The sequence below is a fragment of the uncultured Maricaulis sp. genome (genome assembly GCF_963975345.1).
Classification (GTDB): domain Bacteria; phylum Pseudomonadota; class Alphaproteobacteria; order Caulobacterales; family Maricaulaceae; genus Maricaulis.
On sequence record NZ_CAXBGE010000014.1, the window covers coordinates 47,093 to 66,245 of the forward strand.

Sequence of the window (19,153 nt, forward strand, 5' to 3'; positions counted from 1 at the left end):
GCGCAAGCACCGGGCCTTGATGGCTTGTGATTTGACGAAGACTACCGGCCGAATTTCTGGAATTTGATCCGGTGCGGGATGTCCGCGTCGGCGCCGAGGCGGCGCTTTTTGTCTTCGAGATAATCGGAGAAGGAACCTTCAAACCATTCCACATGGCTATCGCCTTCAAAGGCGAGGATGTGGGTGGCGATGCGGTCGAGGAAGAAGCGGTCGTGGGAGATGACCACGGCGCAGCCGGGATACATTTCCAGCGCTTCTTCAAGCGCCGAGAGGGTTTCGACGTCGAGATCATTGGTTGGCTCATCGAGGAGGAGAAGATTGCCGCCCTCTTTCAGCATCTTGGCGAGGTGGACGCGATTGCGCTCGCCGCCGGAGAGCAGGCCGACTTTCTTCTGCTGGTCGCCACCCTTGAAATTGAAGGCCCCGACATAAGCGCGGCTTGGCACTTCGCGATTGCCGAGCGTTAGAATGTCATTGCCCTCGGAGACTTCCTCCCAGACGGTTTTCTTCGGATCGAGCTTGTCGCGTGACTGGTCAACATAGCCCAGCTTGACGGTTTCGCCGAGCCGGATCGAGCCTTCATCAGGCGTTTCCTGGCCGATAATCATCCGGAACAGGGTCGACTTACCGGCACCATTGGGGCCGATCACGCCAACCACGCCGCCCGGCGGCAGTTTGAATTCGAGTCCGTCGATCAGCAGTTTGTCGCCATAACCCTTTTTCAGGGCCTCGACTTCAACCACAACACCGCCAAGGCGCGGACCTGGCGGGATGTTGATCGTGGCGTGCGATACATCGGCCCGTTCGGCCGTCTCGCGCAATTGCTCATAGGAGCGGATACGCGCCTTGGACTTGGCCTGGCGCGCTTTCGGCGAGGAGCGGATCCAGTCCAGCTCACGAGCGAGTGCGCGCTCCTTGGCGGATTTCTCGCGGCCTTCCTGGCCCATGCGCTTGGTCTTTTGTTCCAGCCAGGACGAATAGCCGCCCTCATAGGGCACGCCGCGGCCACGATCGAGCTCGAGCGTCCAGGTGGTGATCGAGTCGAGGAAATAGCGGTCGTGGGTCACAACCAGTACGGCGCCGGCAAATTTCTCGAGATAGTGCTGCAGCCAGGCCACGGATTCGGCGTCGAGATGGTTGGTTGGCTCATCGAGCAGCAGCATGTGCGGCTCGGACAGCAGCAGACGGCACAGGGCCACGCGGCGGCGTTCACCACCGGAGAGATCCTTGACGCCCCAATCGGCCGGCGCGCAACGCAGCGCGTCCATCGCCATTTCGATCTTGGAATCAATGTCCCAAGCGTCGGCGGCGTCGATTTTTTCCTGCAGCGTATTCATCTCTTCCATCAGCTCTTCGGAATAGTCTTCCGCGAGCTTCATCGAGACGGCATTGAAATCATCGATCAGCTTCTTGGCCGCCGAGCCTTCAATCACGTTTTCCCAGACGGTTTTGCTATCGTCGAGATGTGGCTCCTGCGCCAGATATCCGACCTTGACGCCCTTCTCAGCCCAGGACTCGCCGCCGAATTCGGTATCCATGCCGGCCATGATTTTCAGCAGGGTTGACTTACCCGAACCATTGACGCCAACGACACCGATCTTGGCGTCCGGCAGAAAATGCAGCGACAAGTTCTCGAACACGGGCTTGGAGGCACCGGGATAGGTCTTGGACAGCTTGTCCATATGATAGACGTATTGATAGGCGGACATGGGCGGACGGTCTCTTCAGTAAAGGGGGTAAAAGCTGGGCTCCCTTTAACTGACCGGCGCGCATTGGGCAACGCGGCTGCAGCGCATGAGGTCAGATGGGGGAGTATCCGGCGGATTGGGTGTTGGTTTGTAGATAGGGCCGGGCTGGCGCGATTGCCATGGCGGCAAGCCAGATAATCACGGCGCGCCCGGGACATGGTCCAGCTTTGCCGGTCCGTGTCCCGACTTGGTTACGTGATCGCGCTCCACGCGAAGCGGGACACGGACCTGTTGCTTTGAAACAGGACCATGTCCCGGGTGACCATCCGGCGGCGCGCGAAGGCTAATCCGGTTCTGCCGGTTGGTGCGGCTGCGCTGCCTCGGGGAGCAGGGCAATCAACTCCCCCGCCCGCAGGCCGATGTCCGCCGCCTTGGAGGACGCGAAAAAGGCTAGAGTGCGCATCATCTGGACGTCCGCCATCAACGTCGCGCGCTGTTCGAGCGACATTGCCGCGACCAGGTCGGGGAATTCCTGTGCCGTGACCAAATGCCGGTAAATTCGCTCCCAGGCACTGCCATAGGAGTCCCCACTCACGCCCAATGCCAGCTTCGAATTATCGAGCCACTGGCCGAAACCACTCAACTCGTGCCGCAGCTCGTCATCACTGAGCAGGGAGAATCCGGCGGTCGACTTGATCTCGTCATAGATCGCAAATTCAGTCACCGGGTCTGGATAGCCCAAGACCGGCGAGATCATCTCACGCCAGGCTTCGGGACTCGCCTCCAGCGAGCCTGGGTCGCGGATAAACTCGATTGTGCGATCGAATTGCGCATTCATCGCGTCCCGCTGCCCCGCCACCCGCTCATTGACCTGCTGCAGCGCCAGCAAATCCTCGCCGAGCCGCTCGAGCAACATGCCCTCGCGTTCGCGTTCCGCCAGCGCGCCTTGCCAAAGCGTGACTTGGAAGCCGAGAAAAACACCCAACACCACGATCAGGAGGTCGAGCACCACGGCAAACCAGTTTTGCTCGCGAAAATGCAATGTGAGACGCCGCAAAATCATGTTTCCCCCCTGCAGCAGGCCCGCCGCCGCAATCGCCTGAACGCTAGCAGTGTTTGCTCGTCGCTGTCATGGGGCCGGATGATCACCGGCTTCGATTTCGGCGTCCGCACCGCGATCACCGAGCCCGTCGGACACGCGACGCAAGTCGGGACACGCACCAGCCCGCCCCGATAGCCACCTAGCCCTTCAAATTCTGCCGCAGCCAGCTGACGATCTGGTCGGCATTGATGGCGCCGGCATGGCGGGCAACATCCTTGCCCTTGCTAAACAGGATGATCAGCGGAATGCCGCGGATCTGGAAGCGGGCGCCGACGCTCTGGTGCTGCTCGGTATTGAGCTTGGCAAAGCGCACCCTTGGCGACATCTGCCTGGATGCGTCCGCGAACATCGGCCCCATCATCTTGCAGGGACCGCACCAGGGCGCCCAGAAATCCACCAAGAGCGGCACTTCGTCATTGCGCAAATGCTTGTTAAGCCTGACTTCATCGAGCTCGAACGGCGCCTCCGGAAACAGCGGCGCCTTGCATACGCCGCAGGTCGGCCCAGCGGAGAGCTTGGCCGTCGGGATGCGGTTCTTGGCCTGACAGGCCGGGCAGATGATGTGGAGCGTGTCGGTCATGGCCAGTTCAGTCCCGTACAGCTGGTGCAAGGTCGGCGACGCCGCTAGCTGCCGGTATCCGCTGCGGATGACGTCTCCGCGCCCGGCATTTGCGTTTCAAGCCACTCCATCGCGGCAGGGGCTGCGTCGAAGGCCCGGCTCGGCCGGCCAGTTTCTTCCAGGCGGCGCGTCATATAAATCGCCCGCGCGACCTGGGCCTGATTATAGACAAAGGCGACCGGGAAGCCGGCCGGGAATTCGGTGCAATATACGTCGGCGATCTGCGCAAATTCTTCCATCTCGAACGTCAGATCGTAAGCGCTATAGTCGATCAGCACCCCCTTGAGCGGATTGTTCACCAGGGTTTGCGCCAAGGCTTTTAGCGAAACAATCGAGGCATCCAGATGGCAACCGCCATGAAGCTGGATCGAGAGCACACGATCATTTGACGTCACATCAAGCGTATAGGAAAAATCATCCGACATATGCGAATCCCTCTGCTCCCATTCTAGTTGTTTCAACTAACAAATTGGGAATCAAGCGGGGTCAGCCGATCTTCGTTGACGTTTCCGTGTTCACGCCCCGTGGGTCCAAACCCACAGATCGGCATCGCGCCGCATGGCATCGCGGTGCAAACACCAATCCGGCATCACTCGCTCAACCGTGCGCCAAAAAGCCGCAGAATGATTGGCCTCGACCAGATGCGCCGCCTCGTGAGCGCAGACATAGTCAACCAGCGCCTCGGGAAAACCCATCAATCGCCAGTTGAGCCGAATCGTCCCGTCCGGCGCGCACGAGCCCCAGCGACGCTTCTGGTCGCGGATGACGACCTTTCGCACCGGGCGGTCAAGCTGCGCCGCGAACGCTTCGACCCGCGGCGTCATGAAACGCTCACCTTCGCGCTTGTAGTGCCTGATCAGCGCGGCGCTAATCGCCCGCCGGCGCAGCGCGCCGGTCGCCTCCGGATCGACTGTCACCAACACCCGCTCGCCCTCGCGCCGCAATGTCGTGCGAATGCCGCGCGGCTCGACACGCAAGACCAGTTCGCCGCCCAGCCAGGGCAAAACCTCGCCGGTCTCGAACGCCAGTTCGCGCCTTTGCGGCCGCGCGGCCCAAGCCGCCAGCTTGCTCAAAATCCAATGCGATTTTTCCTGCAGCGCGCCTTCAATTTCACGCAGGCTGACATGCGCCGGTGCCGTCACCGTCAGCCCGTCATGACTGATCCCGAAACCGATCGTCCGTCGCGCGCTGCGCTGCAGGCGATAGGGCACAACCTGCCCGCCAAGCAGAAGCGAGTGGCTCTGCGTCACAGCGTCAGCAGATCGCCGCAGATCGCCTCAAGGCCGGCCTGGTCCTCCAGATCAAAGGCACCGAGCTGCGTCGAGTCGATATCAAGCACGGCGGCCAGGCCGCCATCGCGGTCGAAAACCGGCACGACGATCTCCGAATTCGAGCGGCTGTCACAGGCGATATGACCGGGGAAGGCGTTGACATCGGTGACCAGCTGGGTCTGGCCACTCGCGGCAGCAGCGCCGCAAACACCCCGACCGATCGGGATGCGCAGACAGCCCAACGTGCCCTGATAGGGGCCAACCACGAGTTCGGTGGGTTTGAGCGAGTCGACGACATAGAAGCCGGTCCAGAAGAACCGCGTCCCGAAGGCCTCGCGCAACAGGCAGGCGGCCGACGCATAGCGCGCTGTCACACTGGTTTCGCCGGCAATGACCGAAGCGATCTGCTTGCGGACATCGGCATAAAGCGCTGCCTTGTCATTCATGGCGGTCATCCTTGGCTGGAGCCAACTAAATCGGGTGCCCGCCGCACCGGTTCAAGTCTCAACTACAGCCGCCTGCCCGGATCAGGGTTCGGTTCAGAGGCGGATCCCGCCGCGCAAGCTTTCCCGGATCAGATGGTCGATTGACTTCTCCGCATCGTCGCCCTCGGCCGGCGCACTGTCGGGATTGGCGCTGCGGCGCTCTTCAAATTCCAGCCGGGTATGGATCATCCGGATGCGGGCATCGACCAGGCCGTAAATATCGGCCGGAATTTTGGTCGCGATGTTCATACCGAGTTTTGCCGCTGCGTCCGGCGAAATCGCTTCGCTGTGCGACAGTTCACCAGAGGAGAGGTAATCGGCAAGGAAATTGGGGTCCTTATTCGCGTCCTTGTGATTGGTGTGGACAATTTCGCGGGCGATGCGATCCGCATAGCGGTCGTATTTCTCCGCCTCATGCGCGAGCATCACCAGCACGTCCTGGGTTGCCAGCGGGCCCTTCTTGTCGAGCAGGTCGCGATAGGTCTCGGTCGGGAAGCCGCCGTAAATCGTGTCGATCGGGCCAAGCGAGGCGGTCGGGTCCATCACAACTTTTTCCGCCGCCAACGCGATCATCGCGCCGCCTGACATCGCAACATAGGGCACATAGGCGGTGACATGCGGGTCACGCTTCGAGCTGTGTTTGGCCTGTTTGATATGTTGTTTCAGCGCCAGCGCGATCATGTGCGCCGGCCGCGCATAACCACCCAGCGTATGCAGCACAACCACGATTTTCGATCTTGGATTGGCCTGGCGGATCGAGGCAACCGCCTCGAAGGCCTCGTCGAACACAATCTGTTGCTGGGCGCTGTCGCGGCCGATGAATTCATCGCCGAGATCGTGAATGAACTCGATCAGTAGCGTGTTGGCCGTCTCAACCTTTTTGCGGAACTTGTCGTAATCGCGCTTGGCATCCTCATAACGCGCCACCCGTTTGCGGCGCAGCTTGGCGACCTGCTGCTCGTCGGAGACGTGTTGCCGGCGCGACACAAACATCACGACGATCACGATCAGCAGCACAAGAATGAGTGCCGCCATCCCGACGCCAATGAGTACAGTCTGATCCGTAAAGTCCAACACCACTCCCCCCGGAGGTTGCAGCACCGATCAAGGCGCTGCGAGGGATCATGTTAACCATTCTGAATGCGGTGCGGCAAGCGCCAAGACGCCCCCCCGGCGAAATCCCGGAGGAACGCGGACATGGCCGAAATCGCGGCTCGTCATGCGTTTGAGTTGACCAACATCGGGTTGGAGACCCGCGATGCGGGTCAGCGGGCGCGCCGTTAGCCAAAAAGAGACTGGTAAAGATTGAGCATCGGCAATGAGAGATAGGCTGCCGTAAGACCAATGGTCCAGATTGCGAACGACCCGACCAAGAGCCAAAGGTTCCAACGGTCCGCTGCGGCGCACCGGGCCGCCAATTCCGGATCGGCCGGGCACTGCCGGCCCGGGCGAAATCTTGCCCACGACGCGGCGGCGAGCAGCACCCCACTGCCAATGAAGAGATAGAGTTTGTAATGCGAGAGCGTGACCAGAAAAGGCAGACTTGCGAACAGCGTCGCGGATACCGCACCCAGCCCGAGAAAAACCAACAGGATGGGCAGGGCGCAACAAAGCAGGGTCGTCGTCGAGGCGAAGAGCACGAACCAGCCCCACGGCCGCGCTGGCGGCGGCAGGACCGTCATTCGCTCGCCGGTTCTTCGATCACGCACGTCTCCGAACGCGTCGCGGTGCGAAAAGTGAAACCCTTGGAGCGGAAGAGATCGCGCAGCTCGTCATCGGTCAGCACGACACTTTCGTCTGCGCAAACGCTGATCGTGCCTGTCTCCAGATCGCCCACAACTCGCGAGACACCCTCGATCGTCTCCAGCGCATCTTTGGACGTGGCGAAGCAGAACGGGCAGGTGATGCCGTCCACACGGATATCATACTGGATCTGATGCCCGACAGGCGGGGTCTGTGCGAGTGCCAGCGCGGCATATATCGTCGTGACAATCATCGTTATGGCTCCTTGCCGTCAGAAGTTCAGCCGCAGGCTGGTGATCAGGGCATAATCCGGTTCCAGCGCCGTGCCGTTCAATTGCGTCGCCGCGGGAATGCGGACGGCCGCCTCGGCGATCCAGCGCCTCGCAGCATACTGCACGCCGGGTGTGATCCACAGGGTCGTGCCGCCGGAATTGGGATCAACAATGTTCACAATCCTGTTCCCGTCAGCATGGGTGAGATTGGCTTCGAGTACGCCGTATAAGAATCCGCGCGTCCCGACATCGATGTGACGTGGCGAAATCCGGTATTGCACTGACGCGTCCAGACTGACGCTATCGCCGCGTTGGAATCCGCCCGCCTCGCCGTTCCGCACAAACTCCACCTGCCCGTCAAAGCTCCAGTCGGTGTGGGCGGAGGTGAGCACAAGCCCGCCGAAGAGATCGGTCGAGCCATCCCCAGTCTCTCCTGTCCGGCCGGTTGGAATTGTCACGCCGGCAAATGAGGCGAGACGCAGCGTTCTGCCGGGGCCATCGCGGCGAAATACTTCGTAGCGTGCAAAGGCCTTGGCATCGGCAAGCCCGGACGCTGCGCTCGACGAGCTGCCAACGCGCAATTCGCGGTCGATAACCGGAACCACGCCAAAGACAGCGAGCCGCGGGGACAGGCCATAGCCAATCACCGACACTGAACTGGTCACAGTCAGTTCACGCGATATTCCGGCCAGACTGTCGGAGGCCCGGGAAAATATCAGTTGTTCGCGCAGGATGATTTCGCCTTCGCTGACCGGCAGCGCGGTATTGCTTGTGATCGGCACGGCGAAAGCACCGGTAGAGATGCCTGCGGTCAACGCGCAGGCCAAGCCCAGCAAGCCAAGGCGATGTATTGGACTCATCTCGCGCTCCTCGGGTTCCGGCGGCTTCCCGGCCAGTATTACGCTTGGAGTGTTTGCAACAAAAGCGGGCAACGGTTTTGTTGATAAAACGCTAGTCGTCCAGTGCCGACGCCGCTGGTCCCCCGCCCAGCCCGGCGACGCGGCGTTCGGCGACGAGTTCATTGAGCAGGCCGGCGAGGCGCACCCCGCCCTGTTTCAATTGCTGGCGACTGATGCGCAGGCCGCGCTGATAATAGGCCTCGCCCGGCGCGAGCGCATGGTCGGCGCTGGCCCAATAATATGCAAAATCGCGCGAGCGCACGATGTCCTGGCTTTCCTGCGCCCAAGCGATCGGGTCGAGTGGCGTAAAAATCTCAACACCGTTGAGCGGAATTTCCGAGGCCAATTCGTCAGCAAAATAGGACCAGCGGTCGGCCTCGGGCGCCCAGCCCCATTGCTCACTCATATAGTCGAGGATGATCTCGCTATCCCAGACCCGGTGCAGATTGGTGTGCCGTTCGCCACGCCACAGCACCTCGATATCATTGCCGCCGCGATCACCCTCGATCGAGACATGCAGCGGCTGATGGATATCGCCCATCCAGTGGGCGAGAAATTTGAGTGCCTCAAGACGTTCGCCATCGCTGCGGGCGCGGTCGAGGAAAATGCCGGCGTGCAGGTTTATGGCAGAGGTGATGCAGCCGTCCTCAGCGCAGTCCTCGGCGTCAACATGCGGATCGTCACGGCGCTGATTGATGTAATGCCAAGGTGCCGTCTCGGGATGGATGGTGGCGCGCACCGCGTCCGCCCAGGAACAGGCATCGCGGAAATTCTCGAACTCCGGATCGAGCGCGATCAGGCGGTCCACTTCAGTGCGGGCTTCGTCGCTGAGATAGCGATAAGCCAGGTCGCAAACGATGCGGTGGCCGTCGCGTCCGTAAGCGAGTGCCGGGGACGAACTGAGCATGACAGCCGCAAGGCCGCCCGCCACGAGAATACGCAGAAATGACATCGGAGACCGCCCTGAAGATTGCGCGGCCGCCCGCCGCCTGTATCGTGAATGTGTCTAGGTCAGCGCACGACACATCTCCACTATGCAAGGCGGGCGTTGCCCATGATTGAAACCGGTGATTTCAATTTCGACACGGCGACAGGGCCTGCGCCAATCCGCCGCTTGACCACACACACAGTGCAGGCAAGGCTCGCCCCATGACCGGTCTCAATTCCGTCCACAATATCGACGATTTGCGCACCCTCGCGAAAAAGCGTCTGCCACGCATGGTGTTCGACTATATCGATGGCGGTGCCGATGACGAGGTGACGCTGCGGGCCAATTGCTCGCGCTTTGACGCCTATGCGCTCAACTGGAAAGCCTTGGTCGATATCTCCAGCATCGACATGACGACGAACGTGATGGGCTCGCCCTGCGCCGCGCCGATCATCGTCACCCCGACGGCAGCCCAGCGCCTCTTTCATCCGCGCGGCGGCGAAACCGCCGTGGCGCGCGCCGCCGCTGCCAGCGGGCTGATCTATTGCCTCTCGACGCTCGGCTCGACCTCGATCGAAACCATCGCTGCAGAGACGACCGGGCCGAAATGGTTCCAGATGTATGTCTGGAAGGATCGCGCCATTGTCGAAGCCTCGCTCGAGCGCGCCAAGGCGGCGGGCTATACCGGCCTGATTCTGACCGTAGACGTGCCCGTCGCCGGCAATCGCGAGCGCGACCTGCGGAATGCTTTCACCGTGCCGCCAAAGATCAATCCCAAGACAATCGCCCAAGTGCTGGCCCGCCCCGGCTATCTGTTCGACATGCTGACGACGCCAAAGATCACGCCGGCCAATTTTGCCGACGACAATCCGGAAGGCGACGGGATCATGGGCTATATCAATCGCCAGTTCGACCAGACCGTCAGCTGGGATGATGCGCGCTGGATGAAGCAGGTCTGGAGCGGTCCGTTTGCAATCAAGGGCATCGTCCGGCCCGATGATGCGCGGCGCTGCGTCGATATCGGTGCCGATGCGGTCTGGGTCTCCAATCATGGCGGCCGCCAGCTCGACGGCTCGACCGCGACGATCGATGCCCTGCCCGCTATCGTCGATGCCGTCGGACGCCAGGCCGAAATTGTTCTCGATGGCGGCATCCGGCGTGGCACCGACATCATCAAGGCGCTGGCACTCGGTGCCCGCGCCGTTGCGATCGGCCGGCCCTATCTTTACGGGCTCGGCGCAGCCGGTGAAGCCGGCGTCAACCGCGCCCTGGAATTTCTCACCACCAGCCTGCAACGCGACCTGGCCCTGACCGGGGTAACCCGCCTCGATGATTTGGGTCCCGATTTCGTCCGCCGCCCGCCTCTCTGACCCTCTCACCCGAAAGAGCCCCGCCATGTTTGCTGCCGAAAGCCTGGTCCGCACCCTGATCAATCAGGGCGTCGAGCTCTGTTTCACCAATCCGGGGACCTCAGAAATGCACATGGTCGCGGCGCTCGACCGCGTCGAGGGCATGAAATCCGTACTGTGCCTGTTTGAAGGCGTCGCAACAGGCGCCGCCGACGGCTATGCGCGCATGGCCCGCAAGCCGGCCTGCACCCTGCTGCATCTCGGTCCCGGCGTCGGCAATGGCCTCGCCAACCTGCACAATGCGCGCCGCGCCTTCGCGCCCGTCGTCAATATCGTCGGCGACCACGCCATCGCCCATGCCGCCCTCGACGCACCACTAACCAGCGATGTCGCCAGCGTTTGCGCGCCGATGTCGCGTTGGGTCGGCAAGGTGAACCTCGCATACGAACTATCGACCATGGCGGTTGAAGCCGTGCGCCAGTCCTACGGACCAGAACGCGGCGTCGCCAGCCTGATCCTGCCTGCCGATTGCGCGTGGTCCGACCAAGAACCTGACGTGATCGAGGCCGTCGCGATGCCGGGTTTGAACCCGGTGGAAGATGCGGTGATCGACGCTGCGGCGGCGGCGCTGACGGCAGCGAAATCGCCCATCCTTTTCCTCGGCAATGAGGCCTGTCTGGAAGCCGGTCTGGAAGCCGCAGCGCACATCGCCACCGCCAGTGGGGCGCGGCTGTTCATGGATACATTCGTGCCGCGCATCGCGCGTGGCCACGGCCGCATCTCACCGAAACGCCTGAGTTATCTGGGCGGCGAAGCGATCAAGGAATTGGCCGATTGCGACCTGCTATTGATTGCCGGCACCAAGGCGCCGGTCGCCTTCTTCGCCTATCCCGCCGAGCCCGGCGAATTCGCACCCGAGGGCGTGCCCATCGTCACACTCGGCGGACCCGCAGACGACATCATCGCAGCGATGGCGGCGCTCGCCGACCGGCTTGGCCCGGCCGAGGCCGTCGCAGCGCCGCAGCGGGCGCAAATGCCGAAACTCTTCCCCGACGAACCGCTCAATCCCGGTTATGTCGGCATCTCCATGGCGCGCCACATGCCGGAGGATTCAGTCCTGTGCGATGACGCTACGACCTCGGGAATGGGCGTCTTTCCATGGACGGATAACGGCCCGAAACATGACTGGCTGTGCCTGACTGGCGGCGCGATCGGCTCAGGCATGCCACAAGGGGTCGGCGCGGCGCTGGCCTGTCCGGAGCGGCAGGTCTTCGCCCTGTGCGGCGATGGCGCGGCGGCTTACACGCTTCAGGCCCTGTGGACGCAGGCGCGTGAGAAGTTGAACGTGATCAATATCGTGTTCGCCAATCATTCCTATCTCGTGCTCAATTTCGAACTCGCCCGCGTTGGCGCTGGCGAGCCGGGTCCGGCGGCGCAGCAAATGCTCTCGCTCGACAATCCGAAACTGGACTGGGTCAAGCTGGCCGAAGGATTTGGGGTGCCCGGCTGCCGCGCCCGCACGGCCGGTGAATTCGATGCCGCGCTGGCCGCAGCGATCAAGGCTGGCGGCCCGCAGATGATTGTCGCGGAAATCTGACTGACGCTGGCTCTATCGCCCGCCAGCCGCCAGTCGATGGATGGGCTCAGCCTGGCCGGGTTCCAACTGCCGGACCAATACGCGGCGCAGCGCAGCCACTTCGATCGGCTTTGCGAGGTAATCACAAAAGCCGGCCTCGGCGAGCGTGCGGCGATCAAGCTCCGAGGTCAGGGCTGTGACAGCGATAACCGGCACCAGTCTGGTCGCCGGATTTTCACGCAGCTGGCGAAGCGCCATATAACCATCCATTTCCGGCATCTGGATGTCCATCAGGATGACATCATAGGCCTTGACCAGGCTCATCGTGATGGCTTCGACCCCGCTACTGGCGCAATCGATCGCGACAGTCTCGCCAAGCACGGACTGGCGCAGCATTGCGGCCAGCACCAGCTGGTTGGTTTTGACATCATCAACCGCCAGAATCGAGATTGGCCTGCCCGGCCGGAGCGGCGGCATCTCCGGCTCAACCACCGCCTCCATCGAGCCGCTTCCCGGGCGGGCGCTAAACGAAAAGGTGAAGCGCGAGCCGATCCCGGCCTCGCTCTCGACACTGATCCGGCCGCCCATCTGATCGGCCAACTTGCGGCAAATCGCCAACCCCAGACCGGTGCCGCCATATTTGCGCGTCGTCGAACTGTCGGCTTGGCTGAAGGCATTGAAAATCGTCGCGAGCTTGTCGTCAGCGATGCCCTCGCCACTATCACTCACTGTCAATCGGGTCTCGATCCGGTTGCCGGCGTCAGCGGTGCGCTGGGACAGTTCAACGGAGATCTGTCCGACACTGGTGAATTTGACGGCATTGCCGAGCAGATTATTGAGGATCTGCCGAATCCGAAGGGAATCGCCGAACACGATCGGAGCGGTAACGTCATGCTCAGCAAAGGCGAGCGGCAGCCCTCTGGCTTCAGCCTGCAGCCGCCAGTGGCCTGTGACGCTCGCGGCGAGTTCCACAAGATTCAGCTCGATTTCCTCAATCGCCACCGCATCGGCCTCTATTTTCGACATGTCGAGAATATCGTTGAGAAGTTCCAGCAAGTTTTCGCCCGAGTCATTGATCACGGCGAGGCTGTGCGATTGCCGTTCGGTCAGCCCCCCTTCGCCCTGCAAAACGCGGGTCATGCCCAGCACACCATTGAGCGGCGTACGGATTTCATGACTCATTATGGCGAGAAATTCGGATTTGGAGTGATTGGCGGCCTCTGCGGCAGCAAGCGCGCCCTGTAAACGTTCATTGGCGTCTTCCAGATCAGTATTGGCGGCATGCATGGCTGAGCGGAAGGTGGAGCCGAGAAACACCGTCCACAGGCAGGCGAAGCCGGTAACGATGGCCAACACGCCTACCAAGCCGGGCGACATCCGGTCGAGCGACGTGTCCGCCAAGTGCTGGCTGGCCATGACGACCGCCGTCAGAAGCGAGATGATGACTGCGCCGGACAGTGCGGCAGCGCGAGCACCCCAAGCGACGTAAACGCCCAAGGCAATGCCGGGCAGATAGATCATTGACGGTGGAAATCCGCCTCGATTGCCCCAGATCGCCGCCAGCAAGGTGGCCAGGGTCACCGCCAGCACAAGAGCGATTGTCACATTCGGCCGATGAATTTTCAGCCCGACGACGCCAATCGCCGCGAAGACAAGGCCCGCTGCCAGGCCGAGCCCGGCCATGCCGGGGCGCCCCTCGCCGGACAAAACCAGCACGAAGACATTGACCAAAGCTGTCACGACCATTGTGACGGTAAAGGCCAGCGCGACGCGATACCGGATCAAGCGGTCGAAATCGGTCTCGGCCGCAATGCCGATCAGCCTGTCCAAGCGTTTCCAGAAAATGACCAAATCTCCTACCCAAGCAACAGATAAGGCCCCATGACGGGTTAATGTTCCGTGCGTTGAATTAAACATGACCGCCTCAGGCTGGTCTCACCGGCGAAGCGTAAAGCTCAGGTCCGAGATTGTGATCGCCCCCCGGTTCGTGGCAGACCAATATTCAATCAGTCAGGCCGCGCCCGTTCACCAACACGGCACGGTGAAGGACCCAGCGCAATGACCCCAGTGGGCAATGACGACAAGATGATCGACGAATACCGCAATGTTGCGGCCATTGTCGTCGCGCTGGCGCTGACCCAGGCGGCGACCGGGGCAATATCCATTGTCGGACCGCTGACCCTCATCGCACAAGGCGCTTCGACCCTGATAATCGGCGCCATCGCCTCGAGTTACGCGCTTGGCTTCGTGCTTGGCGCACGCATGGCGCCAGCGGAAATTCGCCAGATCGGGCATATCCGGGCGTTCGCCTTGTTTGCAGCGGGCGGATCACTGGCCGCCGCCGGGCTTTATCTCAGCACGCATACGGCCTGGTGGATGCTGATGCAGGCCCTGATCGGGATGTCGGTCGCCGGCCTGTTGGCCTCCGGCGAAAGCTGGATTGCTGGCGCAGCGCCAGCCGCCCGGCGCGGCGCTGTGCTCGGCTTCTACCTGGTAACCTCAAAGCTCGGCTTCATGGCCGGACCGTTTCTGGCCGCCTATGTCAGTCCAGGCAGCGCGGCCGGCTTCCTGATCGTCAGCGCCCTGTTCACGGCAAGTCTGATCCCCGTCTCGGCGACGCGGCGGGCCGAACCGCCCCTGCCCAGCGCGGAACCGTTTGGACCGCTGCGATTGTGGAAAACCGCGCCCTCCGCCGTGATCGCCGCCTTCATTGCCGGCATCGTCAACGGGGCCGTGCTGCAGCTCTACGCCCTGTTTGTCGCCGACCTCTCGCCCGGCTCGGCGGCAACGATGGCAGCGATGTTCAATGCGGCCATGATTGGCGGCGCGGTGTTGTCCCAATGGCCGGCCGGGGTGATCTCCGACAATGTCGACCGGCGCGTCGTGATTGCCGCGCTGGCGAGCGTCAGCGGCGTCGCCGCTGTCTTGCTGGCCATTTTCGCCATGCATCTGCCCTTGTCTGTTGTCTTCGTGCTCGCCGGGATCTGGGGCGCCGGATCCCTGTCCTATTATGGCGTCGCCGTTGCCCATGCTGCCGATCGCGCCGGCCAGGGCGAGGCCACGAACATGATGTCAGGTATCTTGATGATCTGGGCGACCGGCTCGATGATCGGCCCCGCGCTCGCCGGCGGTGTGATGAGTGCGGCGGGTTCAGGCTCGCTCTTCATGTTTGCCGCGATCGGATTATTCGTCCTCGCCCTGGCGATGCTGTATCGCCGCGTTGGCACCGCTCAGGTGGCCGATTTCGATAAGGGCGAATTCTCGCCAAGCCTGGCCACCAGCTTGGCCGCCGCCGACCTTAACCCGATGAGTGATGGCGATGAGGACGCCGATACGGAAACGTCCGGCTGATGATCCCCGGTCGCCGGCGCGGTAGCTGTGTCGCAACAGACCGTGTGCAGCTCGGGGCGAATAAAACATTCGTCAAATCTGAACTGAACAAACCGTCCGCCTTGAAATCGAGTTTTGCAGACGGCTGCTGAATTCATGAGGAAAATGGCAATAAATATCGAATTTGTTTCTAATTTTTAGAGCCAGAGTCATTTTAAACACACCTGTATCTCTTGCCTTTTTGGGCAATTTCTTTATTAAATTCGACTGAATTCCCACTCATTCCACCTATCGGACTCAACCGTCACGAGGAGACTCACCCCCCTATGAATCATGGCCAACGCCCCAACCGCATCGCCGCTTTCGCCGCCGAAAAAGTCAACATCCAGCAATTGCAGGACGCCTCGGAAACCTTCGGACGCCATAATCGGCGCCTGACGCTTGTCTCCGACCAACAAGCCGCACTGCGCGGCTATAATGGCCCGTCCGAACTCAATTTCGCGATCACGGAAACGACGACCGAGTTGGATGCCAGTGATTATGAAGCCCTGGTCCTGCTCGAAGGCGCCACGCTGCTCGACGCCAGCGCCCACGCGCTGATCAAGCTCTTCCTGGCCGCCGACAAGCCCGTCATTGCCCTCACCGGCAGCGCCGCCTTGCTGTCCGACCACACCACGACCGCGATTGAAGCTCCCGCTTCCGCCGCTGCCATCCTGGGCGGCAATCTCTACGTCAATGCCGACGAAGATTGCGATCTCAAGATCGTCGAAGCGATCGCCAAACACCTGCTGGCGACCAATGGTGGCGCCGCACCGGAAACCAAGCGCCGCGCCGGCGGCCGCTACTAGCCGACCGGTTTTTGCGAATAGAGCCGTAGGTCAGCCCAGCTTACCCTGATGTCAGGATTTGCGGGCTGGCCTGCGGGCAATTGGCTGGCCCAGCCCGGCGATCGCGGCCTCAGTGCTGCGACCGACCACCCGCACCGGCCGGAAAACGGCCCGTGCGTCATGATTTGCGCATTTTTTTTGGGCCTGATTCTTAGCCATAGCCCTCTCACCGTCAGGACCCGAATATGGACGTTGTCCGCATCCTTCTTTCCATCCTGCTGCCACCGCTCGGCGTCTTTCTGCAGGTCGGGATCGGTCTGCAATTCTGGATCAATGTCGTTTTGACCCTGCTCGGTTATGTGCCCGGGGTGCTGCATGCGGTATGGATTATCGCCCGCCGCTGACACGGATTCTGATCGATGCAGGAAGACGAAACCGAACACCCCGACTTGGCTGCAAACGAGAACGGTGCGCGCGAATTGGCGCGGCTGGAATCGCTCGCCGACTGGCTCGACACCCGGTTCAGAATTCCCGGAACCTCAATTCGTTTCGGCCTCGACGGGCTGATCGGTCTCGTCCCCGGCCTCGGCGATCTGGCGATGCTGGCCCCCGCCTTCTATCTGATCGCCCGCGCCGCCGGCCTCGGCGCCCCACTGCATGTGCTCGCCCGGATGCTGATCAACACCACGCTCGACCTGGTCATCGGCGCCATCCCGATACTCGGCGACATTTTCGACGTCGCCTTCAAGGCCAACCGCCGCAATGCCGCTTTGCTGGCACGGTTTTTGGAGCGCAAGAAGGACAGGCTTGGCCGGTAGCGACGGGAGGCTCATGGCAATGCGGTGCCCAGCCTTTCCCTCGCAGCAGAACCAGCCCGCCGATTGTCCGACGCTTTGCAGACAGCTAAAAGGGCGGATGAACAATAACGCTCCCATCGCCTTGAACGCCTACGAAACGCTGGCCGAAGCCTATGCGGCGAAGGCCGAGACCAAGGCTGAGAACGGCTATAATGAACACCCGGCCATTCGCTCCGTCATTGGATCGGCGCGCGGGCCTCGTGTGCTTGATGCGGGGTCCGGCCCAGGATTTCTGTCCCGCGACCTGCTTGAGGGCGGGGCATGACGCGTCCAACCTTCATGGTGATTGAGGCTTCGCTGGCTTGATCGCCCAGGAACGGATTTCGCTTGGCTGCGCAACGAGGAGCCAGCCAAAACCGCAAGCGTTCTGAAGGCGTTCAACGATCTTTCGCCGTTGCGAAGCGCCCCTTCTTCCACGCGACACCCAGAAATATCATGCTGGCGAGCAGAGATATGAAAAGCGCCGCCAAACTGGATTCAGGTCCAAAGCCACCGCCGCTCAATATCGGCGCGACTCCGTCGACGGGGAGGGTCTGCAGGGGGCCGCCAGCGAAGTCGCTGAGCCCCGACACGGCGCTCCCGAAAACCCAGCCCTGCACGAAATTCCATCCGGCATGCATGCCGATCGACATCCAGACCCGCCCGGTGAGCAGGTAGAGCCCAATACCGATGCCTTCGCCGGCGACGAGACACAGCGCAGCGAAGACCGTCGCGTCCGGATTCAAAAGATGAAGCCCGCCGAACAAGCTTGCACTCAAAATCAGGGCTGGAACGACACCTGCGGCGCGCCAGAGCAGGCGGAAGATAATGATCCGCATCAGAACTTCCTCGATCACCGCAGACTGCACGCTCTCTTTGAGCGACTCCGCAAGCTGCGTGATCGGCGTGCCCGAGATCGCGACCCAGCCCGCGATCCACATCAACCCGATAATACTCGCGATCAAAACACCGCCAATGATGACGCCGATACCGAGATCGGGCAGCAAGCGGCGAAGGCCGAGTTCGGGTATTCCGCGGCGTTCGACGAATGCGACTGTGAGCGCGTAGACACCCAGCATCGTGATCGAACCGATGATCACGGCCATCAGGCGCGCGTCGGTCGGCGCAGCGGCGCGCGATGTGAAGGCTTCGCCGGAAGCCATCGCGAAGAGCCTGAGCGTGGCGTCAGCCGAAACATTGAAAGCCATGATGCACAAGACTGCCAACACGACGAGCCATACCAGCGCTCTGGCCCAGCGCCACCGTCCAGGCACCAACCATCCAGCCTGCCCCAATGCGATATTCACAACCATCTTCGTTTCTCCAATACCCATCCCCGAGGCCACCGCAAACTTCGCTGCGACACTATGAGCCGACGCAGAGCAGGCCGGACACGTGTCCGGCGAAGCCCCAACGAGGCGAACTTATAATATCTTCATGCAAAGATAGTTTGTCAAGAATTGTCTTTACGTGAAGGTTTTTATCGCGATACCGTAGCTGGAAGGCATCCTGCGAGGCAGGCAGGCAAGAGTGGCAACGGCTCAGGCGGAGATGGAATGAAAAAGAACAACACGCCTGACCGGGTTGATGCCCTGATTTCGGAATGGAATCGCGAAGACCCGGAGCTGCGAGCCGAACCCATGCAGGTTGTCGGGCGTATCATTGGGCTCGGCCGTGCCTATCAAAGCGATGTCACCGCGTTGTTGCGGCCGCACGGACTCTCCTATTCGGACTTCGACGTCATCGCGACGCTGCGTCGCTGCGGCAGGCCCTACGCGCTCACACCAACCCAATTGCAGCAAAGCGTTCTGCTCACCTCCGGGGCGATGACGGCGTGCCTGCGGCGGTTGGAGCTGCGTGGCCTGATCTGCCGGCAAGCCGATGCCGAGGATGGTCGACGCTCAGTGGCCAAGCTGACAAGCAAAGGCGAGGGTCTGGTCGATAGGCTGATTGAGCCCCGGTTCGAACTTGCTGGAGCAGCGCTCGCGGCCCTCGACTCAAGGCAGATAGAGGCGCTCACCACTCTGCTGCGCAAACTTGAGCGCATTTGAATTGCCGCCAGAGAATCGGCACAACGCCGCAATGACGGCTGGCCAATCGCGAATTTCAGGGAATGGTAGGCCCGGAGGGACTCGAACCCCCAACCAAGCGGTTATGAGCCGCCGGCTCTAACCAGTTGAGCTACAGGCCCGCTCGACAAGCGAGGCCGCCATCGATACTGCGTCTTG

At 61.6% G+C, this 19,153-nt stretch carries 21 protein-coding genes and 1 tRNA gene; 8 read left to right on the forward strand and 14 right to left on the reverse strand.

Going from position 1 to position 19,153, the window contains the following annotated elements; translation table 11 throughout:
- Nucleotides 1-41: 41 nt before the first annotated feature.
- The 11 genes from ettA to AAC029_RS14485 form a co-directional block, all read right to left on the reverse strand.
- Nucleotides 42-1,709, reverse strand: coding sequence for an energy-dependent translational throttle protein EttA (gene ettA, locus AAC029_RS14435; protein WP_339749206.1), 1,668 nt, complete (start codon nt 1,707-1,709; stop codon nt 42-44).
- Between the two features lie 322 nt (nt 1,710-2,031).
- Nucleotides 2,032-2,751, reverse strand: a complete 720-nt coding sequence (locus AAC029_RS14440) for a hypothetical protein (RefSeq protein ID WP_339749209.1) — start codon at nt 2,749-2,751, stop codon at nt 2,032-2,034.
- 178 nt (nt 2,752-2,929) lie between these two features.
- Nucleotides 2,930-3,370 carry a thioredoxin TrxC gene (gene trxC / locus AAC029_RS14445; RefSeq protein WP_339749212.1) on the reverse strand — a complete coding sequence of 147 codons (441 nt, stop codon included), beginning with the start codon at nt 3,368-3,370 and terminating at the stop codon, nt 2,930-2,932.
- Nucleotides 3,371-3,414: 44 nt separating this feature from the next.
- Nucleotides 3,415-3,834, reverse strand: a complete 420-nt coding sequence (locus AAC029_RS14450) for a hypothetical protein (protein WP_339749214.1) — start codon at nt 3,832-3,834, stop codon at nt 3,415-3,417.
- Between the two features lie 90 nt (nt 3,835-3,924).
- Nucleotides 3,925-4,659, reverse strand: coding sequence for a SprT family zinc-dependent metalloprotease (locus AAC029_RS14455; RefSeq protein ID WP_339749216.1), 735 nt, complete (start codon nt 4,657-4,659; stop codon nt 3,925-3,927).
- Nucleotides 4,656-5,126, reverse strand: a complete 471-nt coding sequence (locus AAC029_RS14460) for a GAF domain-containing protein (RefSeq protein ID WP_339749219.1) — start codon at nt 5,124-5,126, stop codon at nt 4,656-4,658. The genes AAC029_RS14455 and AAC029_RS14460 overlap by 4 nt, the downstream gene beginning before the upstream one ends.
- Before the next feature lie 93 nt (nt 5,127-5,219).
- Complete coding sequence (locus AAC029_RS14465) at nt 5,220-6,242, reverse strand: hypothetical protein (RefSeq protein ID WP_339749223.1); 1,023 nt, start codon at nt 6,240-6,242, stop codon at nt 5,220-5,222.
- A 203-nt stretch (nt 6,243-6,445) separates the two neighbouring features.
- Nucleotides 6,446-6,847 carry a hypothetical protein gene (locus tag AAC029_RS14470; RefSeq protein WP_339749225.1) on the reverse strand — a complete coding sequence of 134 codons (402 nt, stop codon included), beginning with the start codon at nt 6,845-6,847 and terminating at the stop codon, nt 6,446-6,448.
- Nucleotides 6,844-7,161: a heavy-metal-associated domain-containing protein gene (locus AAC029_RS14475; RefSeq protein WP_339749227.1), complete on the reverse strand. Its 318-nt coding sequence runs from the start codon at nt 7,159-7,161 to the stop codon at nt 6,844-6,846. Before AAC029_RS14475 ends, AAC029_RS14470 begins: the two co-directional genes overlap by 4 nt.
- An 18-nt stretch (nt 7,162-7,179) precedes the next feature.
- Nucleotides 7,180-8,040 carry a transporter gene (locus AAC029_RS14480; RefSeq protein WP_339749229.1) on the reverse strand — a complete coding sequence of 287 codons (861 nt, stop codon included), beginning with the start codon at nt 8,038-8,040 and terminating at the stop codon, nt 7,180-7,182.
- A 91-nt stretch (nt 8,041-8,131) separates the two neighbouring features.
- A complete protein-coding gene (locus tag AAC029_RS14485; RefSeq protein ID WP_339749233.1) occupies nt 8,132-9,031 on the reverse strand; it encodes a S1/P1 nuclease in 900 nt (299 codons plus the stop codon).
- 197 nt (nt 9,032-9,228) lie between these two features.
- Between AAC029_RS14485 and AAC029_RS14490 the strand changes: the two genes are divergently transcribed.
- On the forward strand, nt 9,229-10,377 hold the full coding sequence (locus AAC029_RS14490) for an alpha-hydroxy acid oxidase (RefSeq protein WP_339749237.1): 1,149 nt from the start codon (nt 9,229-9,231) through the stop codon (nt 10,375-10,377).
- Nucleotides 10,378-10,402: 25 nt separating this feature from the next.
- Nucleotides 10,403-11,953 (forward strand): acetolactate synthase large subunit, encoded by a 1,551-nt coding sequence (locus AAC029_RS14495; RefSeq protein WP_339749239.1) that lies wholly within the window; start codon nt 10,403-10,405, stop codon nt 11,951-11,953.
- 12 nt (nt 11,954-11,965) lie between these two features.
- Here the strand turns inward: AAC029_RS14495 and AAC029_RS14500 are convergent, their stop codons facing one another.
- A complete protein-coding gene (locus AAC029_RS14500) occupies nt 11,966-13,783 on the reverse strand; it encodes an ATP-binding protein (protein WP_339749242.1) in 1,818 nt (605 codons plus the stop codon).
- Between the two features lie 207 nt (nt 13,784-13,990).
- Between AAC029_RS14500 and AAC029_RS14505 the strand changes: the two genes are divergently transcribed.
- The 5 genes from AAC029_RS14505 to AAC029_RS14525 all read left to right on the forward strand — a co-directional run bounded on the left by AAC029_RS14505 (nt 13,991) and on the right by AAC029_RS14525 (nt 17,211).
- Nucleotides 13,991-15,283 (forward strand): MFS transporter, encoded by a 1,293-nt coding sequence (locus AAC029_RS14505; protein WP_339749244.1) that lies wholly within the window; start codon nt 13,991-13,993, stop codon nt 15,281-15,283.
- 305 nt (nt 15,284-15,588) lie between these two features.
- Nucleotides 15,589-16,110, forward strand: a complete 522-nt coding sequence (locus AAC029_RS14510) for a hypothetical protein (protein WP_339749246.1) — start codon at nt 15,589-15,591, stop codon at nt 16,108-16,110.
- Between the two features lie 224 nt (nt 16,111-16,334).
- The gene (locus tag AAC029_RS14515) at nt 16,335-16,493 is read left to right on the forward strand and encodes a YqaE/Pmp3 family membrane protein (protein WP_339749248.1); all 159 of its coding nucleotides are present in this window, start codon (nt 16,335-16,337) and stop codon (nt 16,491-16,493) included.
- A 15-nt stretch (nt 16,494-16,508) separates the two neighbouring features.
- The gene (locus AAC029_RS14520; RefSeq protein WP_339749251.1) at nt 16,509-16,907 is read left to right on the forward strand and encodes a DUF4112 domain-containing protein; all 399 of its coding nucleotides are present in this window, start codon (nt 16,509-16,511) and stop codon (nt 16,905-16,907) included.
- Between the two features lie 97 nt (nt 16,908-17,004).
- Entirely contained in the window at nt 17,005-17,211 is a 207-nt protein-coding gene (locus tag AAC029_RS14525; RefSeq protein ID WP_339749253.1) for a hypothetical protein, read from the forward strand.
- A 112-nt stretch (nt 17,212-17,323) separates the two neighbouring features.
- On the opposite strand, the gene AAC029_RS14530 is transcribed toward AAC029_RS14525, so the two are convergent.
- Nucleotides 17,324-18,238, reverse strand: coding sequence for a type II CAAX endopeptidase family protein (locus AAC029_RS14530; RefSeq protein WP_339749256.1), 915 nt, complete (start codon nt 18,236-18,238; stop codon nt 17,324-17,326).
- Between the two features lie 243 nt (nt 18,239-18,481).
- Here AAC029_RS14530 and AAC029_RS14535 point away from each other — a divergent pair, with 243 nt between their 5' ends.
- Nucleotides 18,482-18,976, forward strand: coding sequence for a MarR family transcriptional regulator (locus tag AAC029_RS14535; protein ID WP_339749260.1), 495 nt, complete (start codon nt 18,482-18,484; stop codon nt 18,974-18,976).
- Nucleotides 18,977-19,039: 63 nt separating this feature from the next.
- On the opposite strand, the gene AAC029_RS14540 is transcribed toward AAC029_RS14535, so the two are convergent.
- Nucleotides 19,040-19,116: transfer RNA gene (locus AAC029_RS14540), tRNA-Ile, on the reverse strand.
- Between the last annotated feature and the right edge of the window lie 37 nt (nt 19,117-19,153).